Origin of the sequence: Roseibium aestuarii (assembly GCF_008477545.1) — a bacterium.
Lineage (GTDB): Bacteria > Pseudomonadota > Alphaproteobacteria > Rhizobiales > Stappiaceae > Roseibium > Roseibium aestuarii.
Genome location: NZ_VORA01000001.1, coordinates 149,425 through 166,412, shown reverse-complemented (window position 1 = coordinate 166,412; position 16,988 = coordinate 149,425). Strand labels below are relative to the sequence as shown.

15 protein-coding genes are annotated in these 16,988 nt (G+C 65.3%); 8 read left to right on the top strand and 7 right to left on the bottom strand.

Annotated features, from left to right (window positions below):
* Positions 1-28: 28 nt before the first annotated feature.
* Entirely contained in the window at positions 29-2,524 is a 2,496-nt protein-coding gene (hrpB, locus tag FR728_RS00760) for an ATP-dependent helicase HrpB (protein ID WP_149890755.1), read from the top strand.
* A 126-nt stretch (positions 2,525-2,650) separates the two neighbouring features.
* A complete protein-coding gene (locus FR728_RS00755; RefSeq protein WP_149890754.1) occupies positions 2,651-3,505 on the top strand; it encodes a DUF1186 domain-containing protein in 855 nt (284 codons plus the stop codon).
* A 57-nt stretch (positions 3,506-3,562) separates the two neighbouring features.
* Here the strand turns inward: FR728_RS00755 and bfr are convergent, their stop codons facing one another.
* Together bfr and FR728_RS00745 are read right to left on the bottom strand one after the other, a co-directional pair.
* On the bottom strand, positions 3,563-4,048 hold the full coding sequence (bfr, locus tag FR728_RS00750; protein WP_149890753.1) for a bacterioferritin: 486 nt from the start codon (positions 4,046-4,048) through the stop codon (positions 3,563-3,565).
* A 157-nt stretch (positions 4,049-4,205) separates the two neighbouring features.
* Positions 4,206-4,448: a (2Fe-2S)-binding protein gene (locus tag FR728_RS00745; protein ID WP_149890752.1), complete on the bottom strand. Its 243-nt coding sequence runs from the start codon at positions 4,446-4,448 to the stop codon at positions 4,206-4,208.
* A gap of 131 nt (positions 4,449-4,579) precedes the next feature.
* Between FR728_RS00745 and FR728_RS00740 the strand changes: the two genes are divergently transcribed.
* Positions 4,580-5,338, top strand: coding sequence for an SDR family NAD(P)-dependent oxidoreductase (locus tag FR728_RS00740; protein ID WP_149890751.1), 759 nt, complete (start codon positions 4,580-4,582; stop codon positions 5,336-5,338).
* Positions 5,339-5,420: 82 nt separating this feature from the next.
* Here the strand turns inward: FR728_RS00740 and FR728_RS00735 are convergent, their stop codons facing one another.
* The 5 genes from FR728_RS00735 to FR728_RS00715 all read right to left on the bottom strand — a co-directional run bounded on the left by FR728_RS00735 (position 5,421) and on the right by FR728_RS00715 (position 11,201).
* Positions 5,421-6,218: an FAD binding domain-containing protein gene (locus FR728_RS00735; RefSeq protein ID WP_149890750.1), complete on the bottom strand. Its 798-nt coding sequence runs from the start codon at positions 6,216-6,218 to the stop codon at positions 5,421-5,423.
* A 12-nt stretch (positions 6,219-6,230) separates the two neighbouring features.
* Entirely contained in the window at positions 6,231-8,591 is a 2,361-nt protein-coding gene (locus FR728_RS00730) for a xanthine dehydrogenase family protein molybdopterin-binding subunit (protein ID WP_149890749.1), read from the bottom strand.
* Positions 8,592-8,651: 60 nt separating this feature from the next.
* Positions 8,652-9,140 (bottom strand): (2Fe-2S)-binding protein, encoded by a 489-nt coding sequence (locus FR728_RS00725; RefSeq protein WP_149890748.1) that lies wholly within the window; start codon positions 9,138-9,140, stop codon positions 8,652-8,654.
* A gap of 153 nt (positions 9,141-9,293) precedes the next feature.
* Positions 9,294-9,983, bottom strand: a complete 690-nt coding sequence (locus FR728_RS00720) for an SRPBCC family protein (RefSeq protein ID WP_149890747.1) — start codon at positions 9,981-9,983, stop codon at positions 9,294-9,296.
* Between the two features lie 279 nt (positions 9,984-10,262).
* Positions 10,263-11,201 carry a GAF domain-containing protein gene (locus FR728_RS00715; protein ID WP_208998602.1) on the bottom strand — a complete coding sequence of 313 codons (939 nt, stop codon included), beginning with the start codon at positions 11,199-11,201 and terminating at the stop codon, positions 10,263-10,265.
* A 355-nt stretch (positions 11,202-11,556) separates the two neighbouring features.
* Between FR728_RS00715 and FR728_RS00710 the strand changes: the two genes are divergently transcribed.
* From FR728_RS00710 to FR728_RS00690, 5 genes are all read left to right on the top strand, one after another.
* Positions 11,557-12,495: a class I SAM-dependent methyltransferase gene (locus FR728_RS00710; RefSeq protein WP_188318749.1), complete on the top strand. Its 939-nt coding sequence runs from the start codon at positions 11,557-11,559 to the stop codon at positions 12,493-12,495.
* Positions 12,492-13,331, top strand: a complete 840-nt coding sequence (locus FR728_RS00705) for a TrmH family RNA methyltransferase (RefSeq protein ID WP_149890744.1) — start codon at positions 12,492-12,494, stop codon at positions 13,329-13,331. Before FR728_RS00710 ends, FR728_RS00705 begins: the two co-directional genes overlap by 4 nt.
* A gap of 14 nt (positions 13,332-13,345) precedes the next feature.
* The gene (locus FR728_RS00700; RefSeq protein WP_149890743.1) at positions 13,346-14,206 is read left to right on the top strand and encodes an SDR family oxidoreductase; all 861 of its coding nucleotides are present in this window, start codon (positions 13,346-13,348) and stop codon (positions 14,204-14,206) included.
* A gap of 169 nt (positions 14,207-14,375) precedes the next feature.
* The gene (locus FR728_RS00695; RefSeq protein ID WP_208998601.1) at positions 14,376-14,999 is read left to right on the top strand and encodes a hypothetical protein; all 624 of its coding nucleotides are present in this window, start codon (positions 14,376-14,378) and stop codon (positions 14,997-14,999) included.
* Positions 15,000-15,023: 24 nt separating this feature from the next.
* On the top strand, positions 15,024-16,709 hold the full coding sequence (locus tag FR728_RS00690) for a methyl-accepting chemotaxis protein (protein WP_149890742.1): 1,686 nt from the start codon (positions 15,024-15,026) through the stop codon (positions 16,707-16,709).
* Positions 16,710-16,988 lie beyond the last annotated feature (279 nt).

Genomic DNA, 16,988 nt, shown 5'->3' with positions numbered 1-16,988 from the left:
GAGGACGCCAGACCGCAAGAGACCCGACATGACTCGTGTTCCGAACTCCCGTCTGCCCCTGCCCATCGACAGGGTTCTGCCGGAGGTGCTGGCGGCGCTGGAGGCCGGGCCCAATGCGGTGCTCGTGGCCGATCCGGGCGCCGGCAAGACCACCCGCGTGCCGCTGGCCCTGCTCAACGCCCCATGGCGCGGCGACGGCCGGATCCTCGTGCTCGAGCCGCGGCGCCTCGCCGCGCGCGCCGCCGCCCGGCGCATGGCGCAGGAGCTGGGGCAAAAGGTCGGACAGACCGTGGGCTACCGGGTACGCATGGACAGTGCGATCGGTCCCGAGACGCGCATCGAGGTGATCACCGAGGGCATCTTCACCCGGATGATCCTCGATGACCCGGACCTCACCGGCATTGCCGCCGTTCTCTTCGACGAATTCCACGAACGCTCCCTCGACGGAGACCTGGGCCTTGCCCTGGCGCTGGAGGTGCAGGGCGCCCTGCGCGAGGATCTGCGCCTCATGCCCATGTCGGCGACGCTCGAAGCCTCTCGGGTCAGCGCGCTTCTCGGCAATTGCCCCGTGATTTCCTCCTCCGGGCGCAGCTTTCCTGTCGAAACCCGCTATCTCGGCCGCGATCCCCAGGCCCGTCTCGAACCGCAGATGGTGCGGGCGATCCGCAAGGCGCTGGTCGAGGAGACCGGCTCCATCCTGGCCTTCCTTCCCGGACAGGGCGAGATCCGCCGCTGCGCCGAGATGCTGGAGCAGGACCTGCCGGCCGGGTGCCTTGTGGCGCCGCTCTATGGCGGGCTGGACGCAAAGGCCCAGGATCAGGCGATCCAGCCGGCAGACCCGGGAACGCGCAAGATCGTTCTGGCCACGGCCATTGCCCAGACCTCGCTGACCATCGAAGGGGTCCGGATCGTCATCGACTGCGGCCAGTCGCGGGTGCCCCGTTTCGAGCCCCAGACCGGCCTGACCCGGCTGGAGACCGTGCGGGTGTCGCGGGCCACGGCCGACCAGCGGCGCGGGCGCGCAGGCCGTACAGAGCCCGGGCTCTGCTTTCGCCTGTGGGACGAGGCCCAGACCCTTTCCCTGCCCGCAGCCGAAGAGCCTGAGATCTTCAACACGGATCTTGCGGGCCTCGCCCTGACCCTTGCGCAATGGGGCAGCATCGAGCCGCAAGGGCTGGGTTTCCTCGATCCGCCGCCCTCGGCGGCCTACCGGGAGGCCGTATCCCTGCTGCAGGATCTGGAGGCCGTCGATCCCGCCGGCCGCCTGACGGAGACAGGTCGCCGCATGGCCCGCCTGCCGCTCGCCCCGCGCCTGTCGCACATGGTGCTGCGGGCGCTGGAGCAGGACCTCGGTCATACCGCGTGCCTCGTCGCTGCCATTCTCTCTGATCCTGCCATCGCGGGCCGGGATCCGGACCTGCGCGACCGGGTGCGCCGACTGCGCAACGACAGTTCGCCAAAGGCGCGCGACACAAGGCAGGCCGCCCTGACCTGGGGGGCGCTCGCCGGTGCGGACCGTCAGTCGCTCGGGCGCGAGCTGGTGCGGGACGAGGCCTGCGGCCCGCTCCTGGCGCTGGCCTATCCGGACCGGGTGGCGCAGGCGCGCGGCCAGCGTGGTCGCTTCCGGCTGGCCAACGGGCGAGGTGCGGAGTTGCCCGAGGAGGCGGCCCTGGCGGCAAGCCCGTTCCTGGTGGTTGCCGACCTGCAGGGCAAGGCGGCCAACGGGCGGATCGTGCTGGCGGCGCCGCTTGAGCGCGGCGATCTGGATGACCTCTTCGGCGACCGCTACGCGGAAACCGATGAGGTGAAGCTGGAACCCGACGGGCGCGTGCGGGTGCGCCGGGTGCTTCGGCTGGGGGCTCTGGAGCTGGAAGACCGCACCGTCGCCAATCCGGATCCGGCCACCTTGCAAAGCGCGCTGACCGGGGAATTGCAGCGGCGCGGAAGCGACCGGCTGGCCTGGTCGAAGGAGCAGCAGCGCCTGCGGCGGCGGATCGCCTATGTGCGCGCCCAGATGCCCGAGGGCGAGCGGGAGAGCCTGCCCGACCTGTCCGACAGCGCCCTGACCGAAACCCTGCCCGACTGGCTCGGCCCCTATCTTGCGGGCGTGACACGACTGGATGCGGTGGATGCCGAGATCCTCGGCCAGGCACTTGCGGGCCTTCTCCCCTTCGACGCGCAGCAGCGTCTGGAGCGGGAGGCCCCGACCCATTTCACCGCCCCGACGGGCAACCGGGTGCCGATCGACTATGGCGGGGAAACGGGGCCGACCGTCGCCATCCGCGTGCAGGAACTCTTCGGCCTGAAAACCCACCCGTCCATCTGTCAGGGGCGCGTGCCGCTGACGCTGGAGCTCCTGTCTCCCGCCCACCGGCCGATCCAGATCACCCGCGACCTGCCCGGCTTCTGGACCGGGTCCTGGCGGGATGTGAAGGCCGACATGAAGGGACGCTATCCGAAGCACGTGTGGCCGGAGGATCCGGCAGAGGCCCAGGCCACCGCCCGCGCCAAGCCCCGCAGCTGAGCGACCGACCAAGGCCGGTCCGCCCCCAGTCCCGCGCCCGTGCGCCGGTTGCGAATCCATGCTAGCGTTTCAACTGGCGGCTACAGGTGCGCGTGGTTCGCGTTCGACCACCGAGAAACGGGGTTCATGACTAGACAACGTCTCATCGAAGCACTCGGCACCCGGGAGACCTTTCCCTGGGAGACCGTCTCCGAATGTCTGTCCGATCCTGACCGCGCCATTCCCCCCTTGCTGCTCCTGCTGGAGCGGGAGGCCAGAGGGCTGACGATCTCACCCGAGGAGGAGCGGGCCATCTTCCTGGCCAGCCACATTCTGGCAGCACTCAGGGTGAGTGATGCCTTTGCACCTCTTTGCGATGTGCTCTGCCGGTCGCCTGAGCGGGCGCAGCTGCTCTTCGGCGACACGCTTGCCGACAGTGTTCCCATGGCGCTGATGGCGCTGGCACGCAACCGGGCAGAGGCCTGCTGGGCCTGCGTCGCCAATCCGCGTGCGGACTGGATGGTGCGCGAGGCCTTTCTGCGGGCCTGGACCCATGAGGTGCTGCACGAGAGGGTGCCGCAGACCGAGGCAGCCGAACGGCTGCGCGGGTTCCCGACCCGGATTGCGCCGGATCCGGGCAGCTATCTCTGGGCGGGGTGGATGACGGCGATCGCCGATCTCGGCCTGGTCGAACTGCGGCAGCTGGTGGAAAGCCTGTTTGCCACCGGTCATGTGGCGCGCGACGAGTTCGGCTATCTGCCGGTCGATCAGGCGGCGTTCCGGGAGGATCTGGCCGAAGGGGAGCGGCTGCGCCGACAGGGCGCTATGGCCCATGCCTCCTGGGCCAGCGACAAGGGCTATCGGCCGCTCGGCCCCCTGCGCGCCGACTTCGAGATCGGCGCACGGCATCTCTATCAGCTGGACGGGCAGGCCTTGCGGCGGAGCCCCTATCCGGCGCCCCTGTTGCGGGTGGCGGAACCGGGCGAGGACTTCAACGGCTGACCCGCCCCGGGGCATCATGCAGGCCAGGCAAGGAGGCTCACCCTTGCTGGCGCGCGCTTACTCTTCCGCGCTGGCCGGGGTCGAATTCAGCAGACCATAGTTGTCGATGCCGATCCGCTCGATCAGCTCCAGCTGGGTTTCGAGGAAATCGATGTGGCCTTCCTCGTCGGCCAGAAGCCCCTCGAACAGCTTCATGGAGACCACGTCGCCCGCGTCGTCACAGACCTTGCGGGCCTCATGATAAAGGGCTCGGGCGCTGTATTCACCGGCCAGATCGCATTCGAGGCAATCCTTCAGGCTGGTGCCGATGCGCAAGGGATCCAGAACCTGAAGGTTCGGATAGCCTTCGAGGAAGAGAATGCGGTCGATCAGCATGTCGGCGTGATCGCGCTCCTCCTGCGCCTCCTCTGCCTCCTTGGCCGCAAGACGGACATAGCCCCAATCCTCCAGCAGGCGGGCGTGCAGGAGATACTGGTTCACCGCCGTCAGCTCGTGCCGCAGGGCCAGATTGAGATATTCGATGACGCGCGATTCGCCCTTCATGGAGCGTATGTCCTTGTTCTGCATGAGATCGTCGACGAAACTATCCCTTCGCCGGCTCATGTGCAATGCGCAGAACCGCGACCTGACGCCCGATTGTCTTACGCCTGTCTGAGACGATCACGGAGGCAGGGTGGAAAGGTTCGAGACGGAAGGAAGATCAGGCGCTGGCGGCCAGACGCAAACGGCCATAGGCCGTGTTGGCGCCGCTGCGCTCTTCCGGCGTCTGGTCGTGGATCAGCTGCACGACATTGGGGAAACAGTTGCCGCACTTGGGCCGGCAGCCGAGATGGCGGAAAACCGCGCCCGGGGTCGGGACCTTGCCATTCGGGTCAGCGCGCATTTCGTCAGCCGCCTTGCGCAGCTGCTTGTCCGACAGCACATTACACGAGCAGATGATCATTAGGCCGTCCGGTTATTCTTCGTTTTTGATAGGCAATCTGGCATAGATGGGTTAGATCGCGCACCTAAAGTGAACTGCGACAGTCAAGTTTTTACTACCCCAATTGGCATGATGAAATCAAGGCACAGTGCATGACCGAAAAGACATCCGTTGATGAGAGGCCCACGCTCGTCCTCACCGGCGCAAGCCGGGGCATCGGCCACGCCACCGTGAAGCGGTTCTCAGCGGCCGGATGGCGCGTGATCACCTGCTCCCGCCATGCCTTCTCCGACAAGTGCCCCTGGCCCATGGGGCCGGAAGATCACATCCAGGTGGATCTCTCCGACCCGGAGAACCTCGGCTACGCGGTGCAGGAGATGCGCAAGCGTCTGGAGGCCAACGGCTCGAAGCTGCATGCCCTGGTGAACAACGCCGGCATCAGCCCGAAGGGCGACAAGGGCGCACGGCTCGATTCCATGGATACGCCGATGCACATCTGGCGCCATGTGTTCCAGGTGAACTTCTTCGCCCCGATCATGCTGGGGCGTGGCCTGTTCAACGAGCTGAAGAAGGCCGGCGGCAGCATCGTCAACGTGACGAGCATCGCCGGTTCGCGTGTGCACCCCTTCGCGGGGACGGCCTATGCCACCTCCAAAGCTGCACTTGCCTCGCTGACCCGCGAGATGGCCGCAGACTTCGGTCCGCACGGCATTCGCGTCAACGCCATCGCGCCGGGCGAGATCGACACGTCCATCCTGTCTCCGGGCACGGAAAAGATGATCGAGGACTTCCCCCTGCGCCGCCTGGGACGCCCGGACGAGGTGGCCGACACGATCCACTATCTGTGCAGCCCCCAGTCTTCCTACGTGACCGGGGCGGAAATCCACATCAACGGCGGCCAGCACGTCTGAGCAGACGCGAGCACAGCCTTGCTGGAACAACAAAGGGCGGCCATCGGGCCGCCCTTTGCATATTTTCCATCGCGTCTGCCGATCAGCCGGCTGCCGCAACCGCCCGCTTGGCCATGACCGTCACCAGATTGGCGCGGTATTCGGCGGAGCCATGAATGTCGGACAGAAGCTCGTCCGCATCCACCGTGACGCCAGCCACCGCAGACGGCGACCAGTTGGCCGCAAGGGCGCTTTCCATCTCGGCAATGCGGAACACGCCGTTCTGGCCGGCGCCCGTTGCCGCGACCCGGACCATGCCCCCGGTCTTCGCCACGAAGACACCCGCCATCGCATAGCGGGAGGCCGGGTTGGGGTACTTGGCATAGGCGCTCTTCTCGGGAACCGGGAAGATTACGGCCGTGACGATCTCGTCCTCGTCGAGCGCGGTGTCGAACATGCCCTGGAAGAAGTCTTCCGCAGCAAGTTCCCGCTTCGAGGTCACCACGGTGGCGCCCAGCGCCATGAGGGCAGACGGATAATCCGCCGCCGGATCATTGTTGGCGATGGAGCCGCCGATGGTGCCCATGTGGCGGACCGCCGGATCGCCGATGCCAGCGGCCAGGCTGGCCAGCCCCGGAATGCGGTTGCGGACGATGTCGCTGGTCGCCACGTCGTAATGGGGCGTTCCGGCGCCGATGCGGATCGCGCCGCCCTCGTCGGAAATGCCCTTCATGGCCGCGATGCCGCCCAGATCGACCAGATCCGAGGGGGAGGCCAGGCGCTGCTTCATGGTGGGGATCAGGGTCTGACCGCCGCCGAGAAACTTGCCGTCCTCGGCGCCGGCGAGAAGGCGCACGGCCTCCTCGACGCTGGATGCCCGATGGTAGTTGGTCTCATACATCTCTGGGTCCCCTTATTCGGCAGCCTGGGCCATGACACCCCGGCTGGCGCGCCAGACCCGTTCCGCGGTGGCGGGCATGGCGAGGTTGTTGTTCTGGATGGCGTCGGTGATGGCGTTGATCACCGCCGGAGGCGAGCCGATGGCCCCGGCCTCGCCACAGCCCTTCATGCCGAGCGGATTGCCGGGGCAGGCCGTCTCGGTGGTGTAGAGCTCGTAGGAGGGCACGTCATCGGCGCGCGGCATGGCGTAGTCCATGTAGGAGGCTGCCAGAAGCTGGCCGGCTTCGTCATAGACGGCATTTTCCAGCAGGGCCTGGCCGATGCCCTGGGTGAGGCCGCCATGCACCTGTCCCTCGACGATCATCGGATTGATGATCTTGCCGAAGTCGTCGGCGGCCACGAACTTGACGATCCGCGTCTTGCCCGTGTCCGGATCGACCTCGACCTCGCAGGCATAGGTGCCTGCCGGGAAGGTGAAGTTGGTCGGATCGTAGAAGGCGCCTTCCTTCAGGCCCGGCTCCATGCCTTCCGGCAGGTTGTGGGCCGTGTAGGCGGCCAGAGCCACCTCAGTGAAGGTGAGCTTCTTGTCGGTGCCGGCAACCTTCAGTTCGCCGCCCTCGATCTGGATGTCGGCCTCGGAGGCTTCCATCAGATGGGCCGCGATCTTCTTTGCCTTGGCCTCGACCTTGTCCAGCGCCTTGACGATGGCCGACATGCCGACGGCCCCGGAGCGGGAGCCATAGGTGCCCATACCGAACTGGACCTTGTCCGTGTCGCCATGGACGATCGCCACCGCATTGGTGTCGACGCCGAAACGCTCGGAGACGAGCTGGGCAAAGGTGGTCTCGTGGCCCTGGCCATGGCTGTGGGAGCCGGTCAGCACCTCGATGGTGCCAACGGGATTGACCCGCACTTCCGCCGATTCCCAGAGGCCGACACCGGCGCCGAGAGAGCCGACCGCAGCCGACGGTGCGATGCCGCAGGCTTCGATGTAGCAGGACAGACCCATGCCGCGCAGCTTGCCACGGCTGGCCGCTTCCGCCTTGCGGACCGGGAAGCCGTCATAGTCGATGGCCTTCAGGGCCGCGTCCAGGCTCGAATCATAATCGCCGGCGTCATAGCACATGATGACAGGCGTCTGATGGGGGAAGGAGCGGATGAAGTTGCGCCGGCGGAACTCGGCCGGGGAAAGCCCCAGCTCGCGCGCCGCCGTTTCCATGATGCGCTCGACGACGAAAGTGGCTTCCGGCCGCCCTGCCCCGCGATAGGCATCGACGGGGGTGGTGTTGGTGTAAACCGCCTTCACGTTGGCATGGATCGCCGGGATGTCATACTGGCCCGACAGCAGGGTGGCGTAGAGATAGGTCGGCACCGAGGACGAGAACAGCGACATGTAGGCGCCGAGATTGGCCACGGTCTGCACCCGGAAGCCGGTGATCTTGCCATTGGCATCGGTCGCCAGCTCGGCCACGGTCTTGTGGTCACGGCCATGGGCATCGGTCAGGAAGGCCTCGGTGCGGTCACTGACCCACTTCACCGGACGGCCGACCCGCTTGGAGGCCCAGAGCGCCACGATCTCTTCCGGATAGATGAAGATCTTGGAGCCGAAGCCGCCGCCCACGTCCGGCGCGATGACCCGCAGCTTGTGCTCGGGCGCCACGTTGTAGAAGGCCGAAAGCACCAGGCGCGCCACATGCGGGTTCTGGGAGGTGGTGTAGAGGGTGTAATGCTCCTCCGCCGCGTCATAGTCGGCAAGGGCCGCCCGCGGTTCCATCGGGTTGGGCACCAGACGGTTGTTGTCGATCTCCAGCCGGGTGATGTGGGCGGCCGAAGACAGGGCGGCATTGGTCGCGGCCTCGTCGCCGATGTCCCAGTCATAGATCAGGTTGCCCGGGGCTTCCGGATGAAGCTGCGGAGCGCCTCCGGCCAGTGCATCGGTGGTGCTGACGACGACGGGAAGCTCCTCGTAGTCGACAACCACCTGGTCGGCCGCATCGCGGGCCTGGGCCTGGGTGTCGGCGATCACAACGGCAACGGCCTGACCGGCAAAGCGCACGGTTTCCGATTCCAGCGCGCGCCAGGCGCCCATGTTCATTGGCGACCCGTCCTTGGAGTGGATCATCCAGCCGCAGATCAGGTTGCCGATACCGTCGGCCACGAGTTCGTGACCGGTGAGCACGGCTTCCACGCCGGGCATGTCCAGCGCGGCGCTGGCGTCGATGTTCGTCACCTTCGCGTGCGCATGAGGGGTCCGGACAAAGGCCGCATAGGTCATGCGCGGCAGCACCATGTCGTCGGTGTACTTGCCCTTGCCGGTGATGAAACGCTTGTCTTCTTTTCTGAGGGCACGTGCCCCGATACCTTCAACTCCCATTGCTCTCCTCCCGAGACAGCTGGATCAGTTGCGTGATGAATGGCGAACGTCGGCTCGCAATCACTCGGCGGCAGTGCGCATCGCGACCATCTGGTCGGCAGCGGCTTTGATCGCCTTGACGATGTTGTGGTAGCCGGTGCAGCGGCAGATGTTGCCTTCCAGCTCGTGGCGGATGGTGTCCTCGTCCAGCACGCCATTGTGACGGCGGATCATGTCGACGGCGGTCATGATCATGCCCGGGGTGCAGAAGCCGCACTGCAGGCCGTGATGCTCCCGGAAGGCCGCCTGGACCGGATGCAGTTCCGGACCGTTGGCCAGTCCTTCCACGGTCATCACCTCCGCACCGGCAGCCTGAACGGCCAGCATGGTGCAGGATTTCACGGCGCGCCCATTCACATGGACCACGCAGGCGCCGCACTGGGAGGTGTCGCACCCCACATGCGTGCCGGTCAGTCCCTGGGCCTCGCGAATGTAGTGCACCAGAAGGGTCCGGTCCTCCACATTCGCCGACACCTTCTTGCCATTCAAGGTCATGGCCACTTGCGTCATCAGTCTCTCCCTCTCAAACCGGGCGGCGCCTCCTCAGCGCCGTCCCGCTCACTCGCGTGTGTGACGGGCCCATACCGGGTCCGTCCTGTCAGGTCCGACGGGCACGGGGTGCGGGCTCCTCTTCCCGCAAGGCCCCACCCGGTAGAACCCTGTTCAGTTGGCCAGCGCCAGGGCGGCGATGATCACCGCCAGCGCGATCAAGCCCCAGACGAACGGTCCGCCAAGCACCCCCCGGCCGGCCGCGACCTCCACCTTTTCCTCCGCATCATGGACGCGGCGCTCGATGGCCTCTTCCGCGTCCTCGATGGCTTCGGCAAGGTGATAGGGGGCATCTTCCATGGCGATATGGCGCGCCTCTTCCATGACGCCCGCGTCCAGATCGTCATCGCTCAGGGGGGCATCGACCGCCCCGAGCCGCCGGGAAAAGGCGCCGAAGAACTCGTCGGCCATCTTGCGGGCGGTGCTGTCGATCAGACGGCTTCCAAGCTGGGCGAGCTTGCCGCCCACCTGCGCATTGGCGACATAGGTGAGAATGGTTTCTGCGCCGTCCTCGGCGAGGCGGACTTCGGCGCCGCCCTTGGCAAAGCCGGCCACACCGCCCTTGCCTTCGCCCACGATGCGATAGCTCTCGGGCGGGTTCAGATCCTCAAGGGTGACGGCTCCGGTGAACTTGGCCTTGACCGGGCCGACCTTGGCGGTGACCACGGCCTGCATGTGGGTGTCATCGGTCTTTTCCAGCGTGTCGCACCCGGGGATGCACTCCCTCAGGATGTCCGGGTCGTTCAGCGCCGCCCAGACGGTCTCGCGACTTGCGGGAATGCGATACTCGCCCTGAATGTCCATGATTGCCCTGCTTTCCTCTCCCGTCCCATGCGGCCCTCTGCGGGGCCTTTTGACGACACGGTGTCCGATGCGCGGGTCATCGCGCCTGTCGGGCCCTGCCGAAAAGAGACGGGCACCTTGTGACTGTTCGGTTCCGCAACGTCCTTATGGACTTGCCTGTCAGAGTGACGGGTGTTTGAGGCCGGAGCAAGGGGGCCATGTCCGGCACACCCGATTTTTGTCGCGCGGGCGTCTCATCCACCGCGCCTGGGGGCTAGGGGCTGGGGGCCGCGGCCCGCGTCAGGCCGAGGGATCCTCGATGTCATACTGCTTCATGCGCCGGTACATGGTGGCACGCGAAATGCCGAGATCCCGCGCCGCAGCCGACACGTTGCCACGACGGCGAGCAAGCGCGCGGCGAATGTCGCTCGGGCCGCCCTTGATCCCGTTGGGCTGGATCGGGTCCTCGCGCTGGAGCACCTCCGCCAGGCTGGGCAGCCGGGCAAGCACATCATCGGAGATCGCCATGGTCTTGCGGGCGAGACGGGTGGCCCCGAGCACCAGATCGTTGTCATCCACGGCCAGCAGCGAGACACCGGAGGCCCCATGTCCTTCGGCCATCATCACCCGGCAGTTCGGGAAGGCCTTGCGGAAGAGGTCGGTCTCGATGGCATGGGCGCTGTCGGCCACGACCGTGGAAAGCACGACGGACATGGCGTAGCTCATGTCCTCGCGGCAGCTCGACAGGTCAAGCGCGCCGACCAGCTCGCCGAAGGCGCCGAAGATGGGTGCCGACATGCAGCTGAGGCGGATGTTGGTGGAGAAGAAATGCTGATCCTGATGGATGATCATCGCCCGCTTCTCGACCAGGCTCGTGCCGATGCCGTTGGTGCCCGCGTGGGATTCGCTCCAGTTGACCCCGGACGCCAGGCCCCAGCGGCTGTATTCGGCCGCTTCCGCCGAAATGGCACGGGTGTCGATGATCAGGCCATCCTCGTCGGAGAGGATCGCACAGCATCCGACCTTGCCTGCAGCGCGCACCAGACGCTCGAGCGCGGGGGCTGCGACTTCGACAACCTTGGCGCTGCGCTCGCGCGCCTGACGGATGGCGGCGTCCTCGAGCCGGTCGAGCGCCCGCGGCGGTGTCGCCGGATCCAGCCCGTGATACATCATCGACCGACGCCAGGAGGCTGCGAGCGTGGAGGTCGCAGCCTGGGCGCTGTCTTCGACGGTCTGCACGACCAGGTCCACATGAGACCTCGTGAGATTCACCGGATGCATCAATCTAGGCTTTCAAGAGGGCATTTCTGGCCATTGTTCATCCGTCAATCGACCAAATGCCATGATAATTGTCAAAACTTTTTAATCCTCAACGGTCTGGAGGACGACAGGCCCGGCAGGTCTGGTAAAAACACCTCTCGCGGTTTCGCGGAAGTTTCGGTGAGAGTTTCGGAAGGATCCGCTGAGGCAGTCGCCGGAAAATTGCCGCGGATCGATTGACCCGGCGGCGTCCCGGGCCTAATGGCATCAGACCGAGTTATCCGCAGAAACCGGATGAAACACATCCTCCCGAGAAATGCCGAGCCCCGATCCCATGTCCGTTTCCTTCGCCAAATCCGGCACCCCTCCGACCCAGTCCTGGCCCGTCATCCTGGAGACGGCCGGATGGTCGGACTATCGCCTTCTGGACATGGGACACGGCCGCAAACTCGAGCGCTACGGGCGTTATGTGATCGACCGTCCCGAGCCCCAGGCCATGGGAACGCCGCGCCTCGACGAGGCCGCCTGGCGCAAGGCTGACGGCGTCTTCACCGGCGACACGGACGAGGAAGGCCCTGGCCGCTGGAAGTTCGGCGGCAATGTGGACGAGACCTGGAACATGGCTTACGGGCCTGCGCGCTATGTCGGGCGCTTCATGTCCTTCCGCCATGTGGGCGTCTTCCCGGAGCAGGCCGCCCATTGGGACTGGGTGAACGGCAAGGTGCGCGAGGAAGTCGCCCGTCGCGGCGACAGGCCGATGAAGATCCTGAACCTCTTCGGCTACACGGGCCTTGCCTCGCTGCTGCCGGCGGCAAATGGCGCGCATGTCACCCATGTGGATGCCTCCAAGAAGGCGATCGGCTATGCAAGGGAAAACCAGACCCTGTCGGGCCTGGACGACCTGCCCATCCGCTGGATCTGCGAGGATGCCTCGAAGTTCGTCGCCCGCGAAGTGCGGCGCGGCAGCACCTATGACGGCATCATCCTTGATCCGCCGAAGTACGGCCGCGGGCCGAAGGGCGAGGTCTGGGACATCTATGTGAACCTGCCGGAGATGCTGGACAACCTGCGCCAGCTGCTGTCGCCGGACGCGGTGTTCATGATCCTGACCGCCTATGCGATCCGCTCCAGCTTCCTGTCGATCCACGAACTCATGGCCGAAACGCTGAAGACCCAGGGCGGACTGCTGGAGTCCGGCGAACTCGTGATCCGCGAAGACAAGGGTGCGCGCGCCCTGTCCACGTCCCTCTTCAGCCGGTGGAGCAGCCGATGACCTCTTCCAACGCCCCCCGCCGCACCGGCGCCGTCAAGCAGATCACCAGCCACTCGAACCCGCTGATCAAGGAGATCAAGGGGCTTCTGACCCAGCGCAAGCACCGCACGCAGGCCGGCCTCTTCGTCGCCGAAGGGCTGAAACTTGCGACCGACGCGCTGGAAGCCGGCTGGGACGTGCATTACCTGGCCCTCGGCCCGGACATGCGGGACAATCCGGTCGCACAAAAGGCCGCGGCAACCGCAAAGGCCCGCGGCGCGCTGATCCTCGAGGTCAATACCGCGATCCTTTCCGCCATGACCCGCAAGGACAACCCGCAGATGGTGGTCGGGGTCTACGAGCAGCGCATCAGCGACCTGCGCAACCTCGACCCGCACGCCCAGACGGTGCTCGTCGCCCTTGACCGGGTGCGCGATCCCGGGAACCTCGGCACCATCATCCGCACGGTGGATGCGGTGGGTGCCAGCGGCGTCGTGCTGGTGGGCGATTGCACCGATCCCTTCGCGGTGGAAACGGTGCGCGCCACCATGGGCTCGCTCTTCCATGTGCCGCTCTACAAGGCCACCCGGCAGGATCTCAAGGATCTCATCGTCCGCTGGCCGGGAACCGTGGCAGCAACCCACCTGAAGGGGTCCGTCGACTACCGGACGCCGGATTATACCGAACCGACCCTTCTGGTGATGGGTAATGAGCAGCAGGGGCTGGAGCAGGATCTGGCGGATGCGTGCAAGACCCTGATCCGGATCCCGCAGGTCGGCCAGGCCGACAGCCTCAATCTGGCCGTGGCCACCGGCATCAGTCTCTACGAGATCCGCCGCAAGCATCTCGCTCTCTAGATCAAGGTCTGCACATGCGTCTATTCGTCTTCGGCATGGGATTCTCCTCCAAGGCCATCGTCGAGCAGGTCCGGGATCGGTGCACCTGGATCGGCGGAACGACCCGCTCTGCCGAAAAGGCGGAAACGCTCGCCGCCAACGGGGTGACGCCTTTCCTCTTCGACGGGAAGCAGGCCTCGGACGCATTGCTGGCGGCCCTTGCCGAGGCCACCCATGTGCTGGTCTCCATCGCCCCCGACGAAAGCAGCGATCCGGTGCTCAACACGTGCGCCGAAACCTTGCGGGCAAGCGGGCCGGATTGGATCGGCTACCTGTCGACCGTCGGGGTCTATGGCGACCATGACGGGGCATGGGTGAACGAGGACACGCCGTGCAAGCCGGTCTCGCGCCGATCCGTGCAGCGGGTGGCGGCGGAAGCGGCCTGGTTGGAGCTGGCGCAGGAGACGGGACTGCCGGTCCAGATCTTCCGGCTCTCGGGCATCTACGGCCCCGGACGCAACACGTTCGAGAATTTCCGGAAGGGCACCGCACGACGGCTGGTGAAGCCGGGGCAGGTCTTCAACCGCATCCACGTTGCCGATATTGCCGGCGCCGTCGAGGCGGCCATGGCGCGGCCTCAGACCCGCATCTACAACGTCACCGACGACATGCCCGCTCCGCCACAGGACGTGGTGCTTTATGCCGCGCAACTGCTGGGTGCGGAGCCTCCGGCAGAGATCCCCTTCGAGACGGCCGATCTGACACCCATGGCCCGCTCCTTCTATGGCGAGAACAAGCGCGTCTCCAACGCCCGGTTGAAGGAAGAGCTTGGATATACGTTCAAATACCCAGATTACACGGTGGCGTTGCAGGATCTCGCGCGTTTATACTTATAAAATTCGCTCAACAATCACATACCCTCGGTTTAGTGGCGTAAAAACCCCTACTTTTAATTTTATTTTTACCAGCACGCTAGGTATTTTGCACTAGGGCTTTCGCTTCCCTTGTTTCGTAATTCTTTAAATTTTTAGGTGATCTTTGTTCAAACAACAGGGAGCTCCTAAAATGCTTCGGAATTTCTCACTGGCTTCTGCGGCACTCAGCCTGACCGCAACACTTCTTTTCGCCCCGTCGACCTTTGCTGAAGAGAAGGGACCGGACGCCACGGCCCTGATCGACGAGAAGGTCATTGCCGATGTGCGCAGCTGGCTCGACAACCCGATTGTCGCCTTCTCCATCAACAACCAGAACAGCGCCCGCGGGTCGCTGGGCCAGGCGGAGATCGACGCCCTCGACCAGCAGTGGCGCAAGGAACGCGAAGAAGAGGCCAAGCCCCTCATCTCCGCAACCCTGAGCGCGCCGCTCTCCATCTATCTCCTGCGGGTGCAGGCCGGAGCTGTCGGGCTCTACCGCGAAGTCTTCGTCATGGACGCCAATGGCCTGAACGTCGGCCAGAGCTCGATTACCGGCGACTACTGGCAGGGCGACGAAGACAAGTTCCAGAAAACATTTCCTAACGGTTCTGATGCAGTCTTCATTGACGCAGCGGAATGGGACGAAGATTTCGGCATCTGGAAAGCCCAACTCAATCTGTCCATTGCGGACAGCACCACCGGCCAGCCGATTGGTGCGGCAACGATCGAAATCAACCTGACTGAGCTGCAGCGGCGCCAAACCCCATCAAGCTGAACCGCTGACCCGGAGATGTTACGAATGATCAAGAACCTGTCAGTCACACAGAAGAGCGCAGCGGCCTTTGTCGTCCTGGCCCTGATTGGTGCTATTGCCGGGGGCACCACCTACGTGAAGTCCAACCGTGTCGCCAGCGAGGCCATGGTTGTCAGCCGCATCGGGGAGGTCTCCCGCGATGCGCTGGACATGCAGCGCAACATCCTGGAGCAGGCTCTCAGCACCAAGAAGTTTCTGCTGACCGGTGATCGCGGCTTGGTGGATGAAGCGCGCGCGCTGACCCCGACGATCCAGACCCAGTTCGACACCCTGCGCTCCGGCTTTGCCACCAAGGCACCGCAGAACATCGACAAGCTGGACGTGCTGGAGGCCGCCTGGAAGAGCTGGCTGAGCGAAATCACCGAGCGCCAGTTCACCCTGATGGAGAAGCCGGAGACCGTCGACATGGCTCGCGCCATGGAACAGGCCCCGGAGGCCCGCAACAAGCTGAACAGCATCATCGCCGCCACCGGAGACCTGACCGGTGTTCTCGCTGAAGAAAGCCGCGCGCAGAACGCTTCCCAGATCGACGAGCTGGACAGCATGCAGACCCTCTCGGTCGTCAGCGCCGGCGCTCTGGTGCTGCTGGCGATCTTCCTCGGCTACATCAACTTCCGCCTCGTTTCCCGACCGCTGGCCCGTCTGACCGACGTGGTCGAGACGCTCGCACATGGCGACACCTCCGTGAAGCTGGACGAAGACGATCGCCGCGACGAGATCGGCCGCATGGGCGCGGCACTCGCCATCTTCCGCGACAACCTGATCAAGACCCGCGAGCTGGAGGCCCAGTCCGAACAGCAGAAGATCGAGGCCGAGCGGATGAAGCACGCCGAGATGGAGCGGGTTGCCCAGGAGTTCGAGCGGACCGTCCTCGGGATCACCGACGAGATGATCTCGTCGCTCGACCAGTTGTTCTCCAAATCGGGTTCCTTGCAGCATCTCGCCGACAGCACCACCCAGCAGGCCATGTCCGTCTCTGCCGCCTCGGAACAGGCGACCAGCAACGTCAACACGGTGGCAGGTGCCACGGAAGAGCTCTCCGCCTCGATCCGCGAGATCAACGAACAGGTTCGCGCGTCCTCCCGTCTGGCGGCGGAGGCCTCTGAAGAGGTCGAACGCTCCAACCATGCGGTCGGCACCCTGCACCAGGTCGTGGCCAAGATCGGCGACGTGACCAGCCTCATCAACGAGATCGCCTCCCAGACCAACCTGCTGGCCCTCAACGCCACCATCGAGGCGGCACGCGCCGGTGATGCCGGCAAGGGCTTTGCGGTCGTGGCATCGGAAGTGAAGGCGCTGGCCGAGCAGACGTCCAAGGCGACGGAAGAAATTGATCGGTCGATCTCCGAAATGCGCACTGCCGCGAACCAGAGCATGGAGGCCACCAACAGCGTCTCCGAAATGGTCCGCTCCATCGCCGAGCGCACGTCCCAGATGGCCATTTCCACCGAGCAGCAGGATGCGGCCACCCAGGAAATCGCCTCCAACGTCAGCGAAGCCGCAAACGGAACGCGGTCCGTCTCCCAGTCGATCTCCGAGGTCAGCGGCGCAGCCGGCCAGACCAACGAGCTCAGCATGGAGATGCGCAACAGCGTGGAGCAGCTGCATCAGCGGTCCACCACCATGCGGGAGGCGATGAACGCCTTCCTCTCCCAGATCCGGGCGGCCTGACCCCAGCCACCCGTGGCGGGATGACCCGGACCGGGCAATCCGTTCCACCAGTCCCGACCAGCAACGCCGCGCCCCCGCGCGGCGTTGTCGTTTTCGGCAGGCCCGTTTCGGCAAATCTTGCCTCACGTGCGGATTGCCCCTTGCGGAATGCCACCGCCCTCCCCACATGAGGGAAAGATTGCAAGACACCGCAGCGCAAGGCGCCGGGTCCGTTTTCCTTTCATTAACCATGCATGGCGCAGACTTGCCGTCTGACGCAGGGGAACAGGATTGCCGACA

What these genes read in the sequence shown, in the direction of transcription:
- hrpB (WP_149890755.1), top strand. Translation starts at nt 29, where the DNA reads ATGACTCGTGTTCCGAACTCCCGTCTGCCCCTGCCCATCGACAGGGTT.
- FR728_RS00755 (WP_149890754.1), top strand. Translation starts at nt 2,651, where the DNA reads ATGACTAGACAACGTCTCATCGAAGCACTCGGCACCCGGGAGACCTTT.
- bfr (WP_149890753.1), bottom strand. Translation starts at nt 4,048, where the DNA reads ATGAAGGGCGAATCGCGCGTCATCGAATATCTCAATCTGGCCCTGCGG.
- FR728_RS00745 (WP_149890752.1), bottom strand. Translation starts at nt 4,448, where the DNA reads ATGATCATCTGCTCGTGTAATGTGCTGTCGGACAAGCAGCTGCGCAAG.
- FR728_RS00740 (WP_149890751.1), top strand. Translation starts at nt 4,580, where the DNA reads ATGACCGAAAAGACATCCGTTGATGAGAGGCCCACGCTCGTCCTCACC.
- FR728_RS00735 (WP_149890750.1), bottom strand. Translation starts at nt 6,218, where the DNA reads ATGTATGAGACCAACTACCATCGGGCATCCAGCGTCGAGGAGGCCGTG.
- FR728_RS00730 (WP_149890749.1), bottom strand. Translation starts at nt 8,591, where the DNA reads ATGGGAGTTGAAGGTATCGGGGCACGTGCCCTCAGAAAAGAAGACAAG.
- FR728_RS00725 (WP_149890748.1), bottom strand. Translation starts at nt 9,140, where the DNA reads ATGACGCAAGTGGCCATGACCTTGAATGGCAAGAAGGTGTCGGCGAAT.
- FR728_RS00720 (WP_149890747.1), bottom strand. Translation starts at nt 9,983, where the DNA reads ATGGACATTCAGGGCGAGTATCGCATTCCCGCAAGTCGCGAGACCGTC.
- FR728_RS00710 (WP_188318749.1), top strand. Translation starts at nt 11,557, where the DNA reads ATGTCCGTTTCCTTCGCCAAATCCGGCACCCCTCCGACCCAGTCCTGG.
- FR728_RS00705 (WP_149890744.1), top strand. Translation starts at nt 12,492, where the DNA reads ATGACCTCTTCCAACGCCCCCCGCCGCACCGGCGCCGTCAAGCAGATC.
- FR728_RS00700 (WP_149890743.1), top strand. Translation starts at nt 13,346, where the DNA reads ATGCGTCTATTCGTCTTCGGCATGGGATTCTCCTCCAAGGCCATCGTC.
- FR728_RS00695 (WP_208998601.1), top strand. Translation starts at nt 14,376, where the DNA reads ATGCTTCGGAATTTCTCACTGGCTTCTGCGGCACTCAGCCTGACCGCA.
- FR728_RS00690 (WP_149890742.1), top strand. Translation starts at nt 15,024, where the DNA reads ATGATCAAGAACCTGTCAGTCACACAGAAGAGCGCAGCGGCCTTTGTC.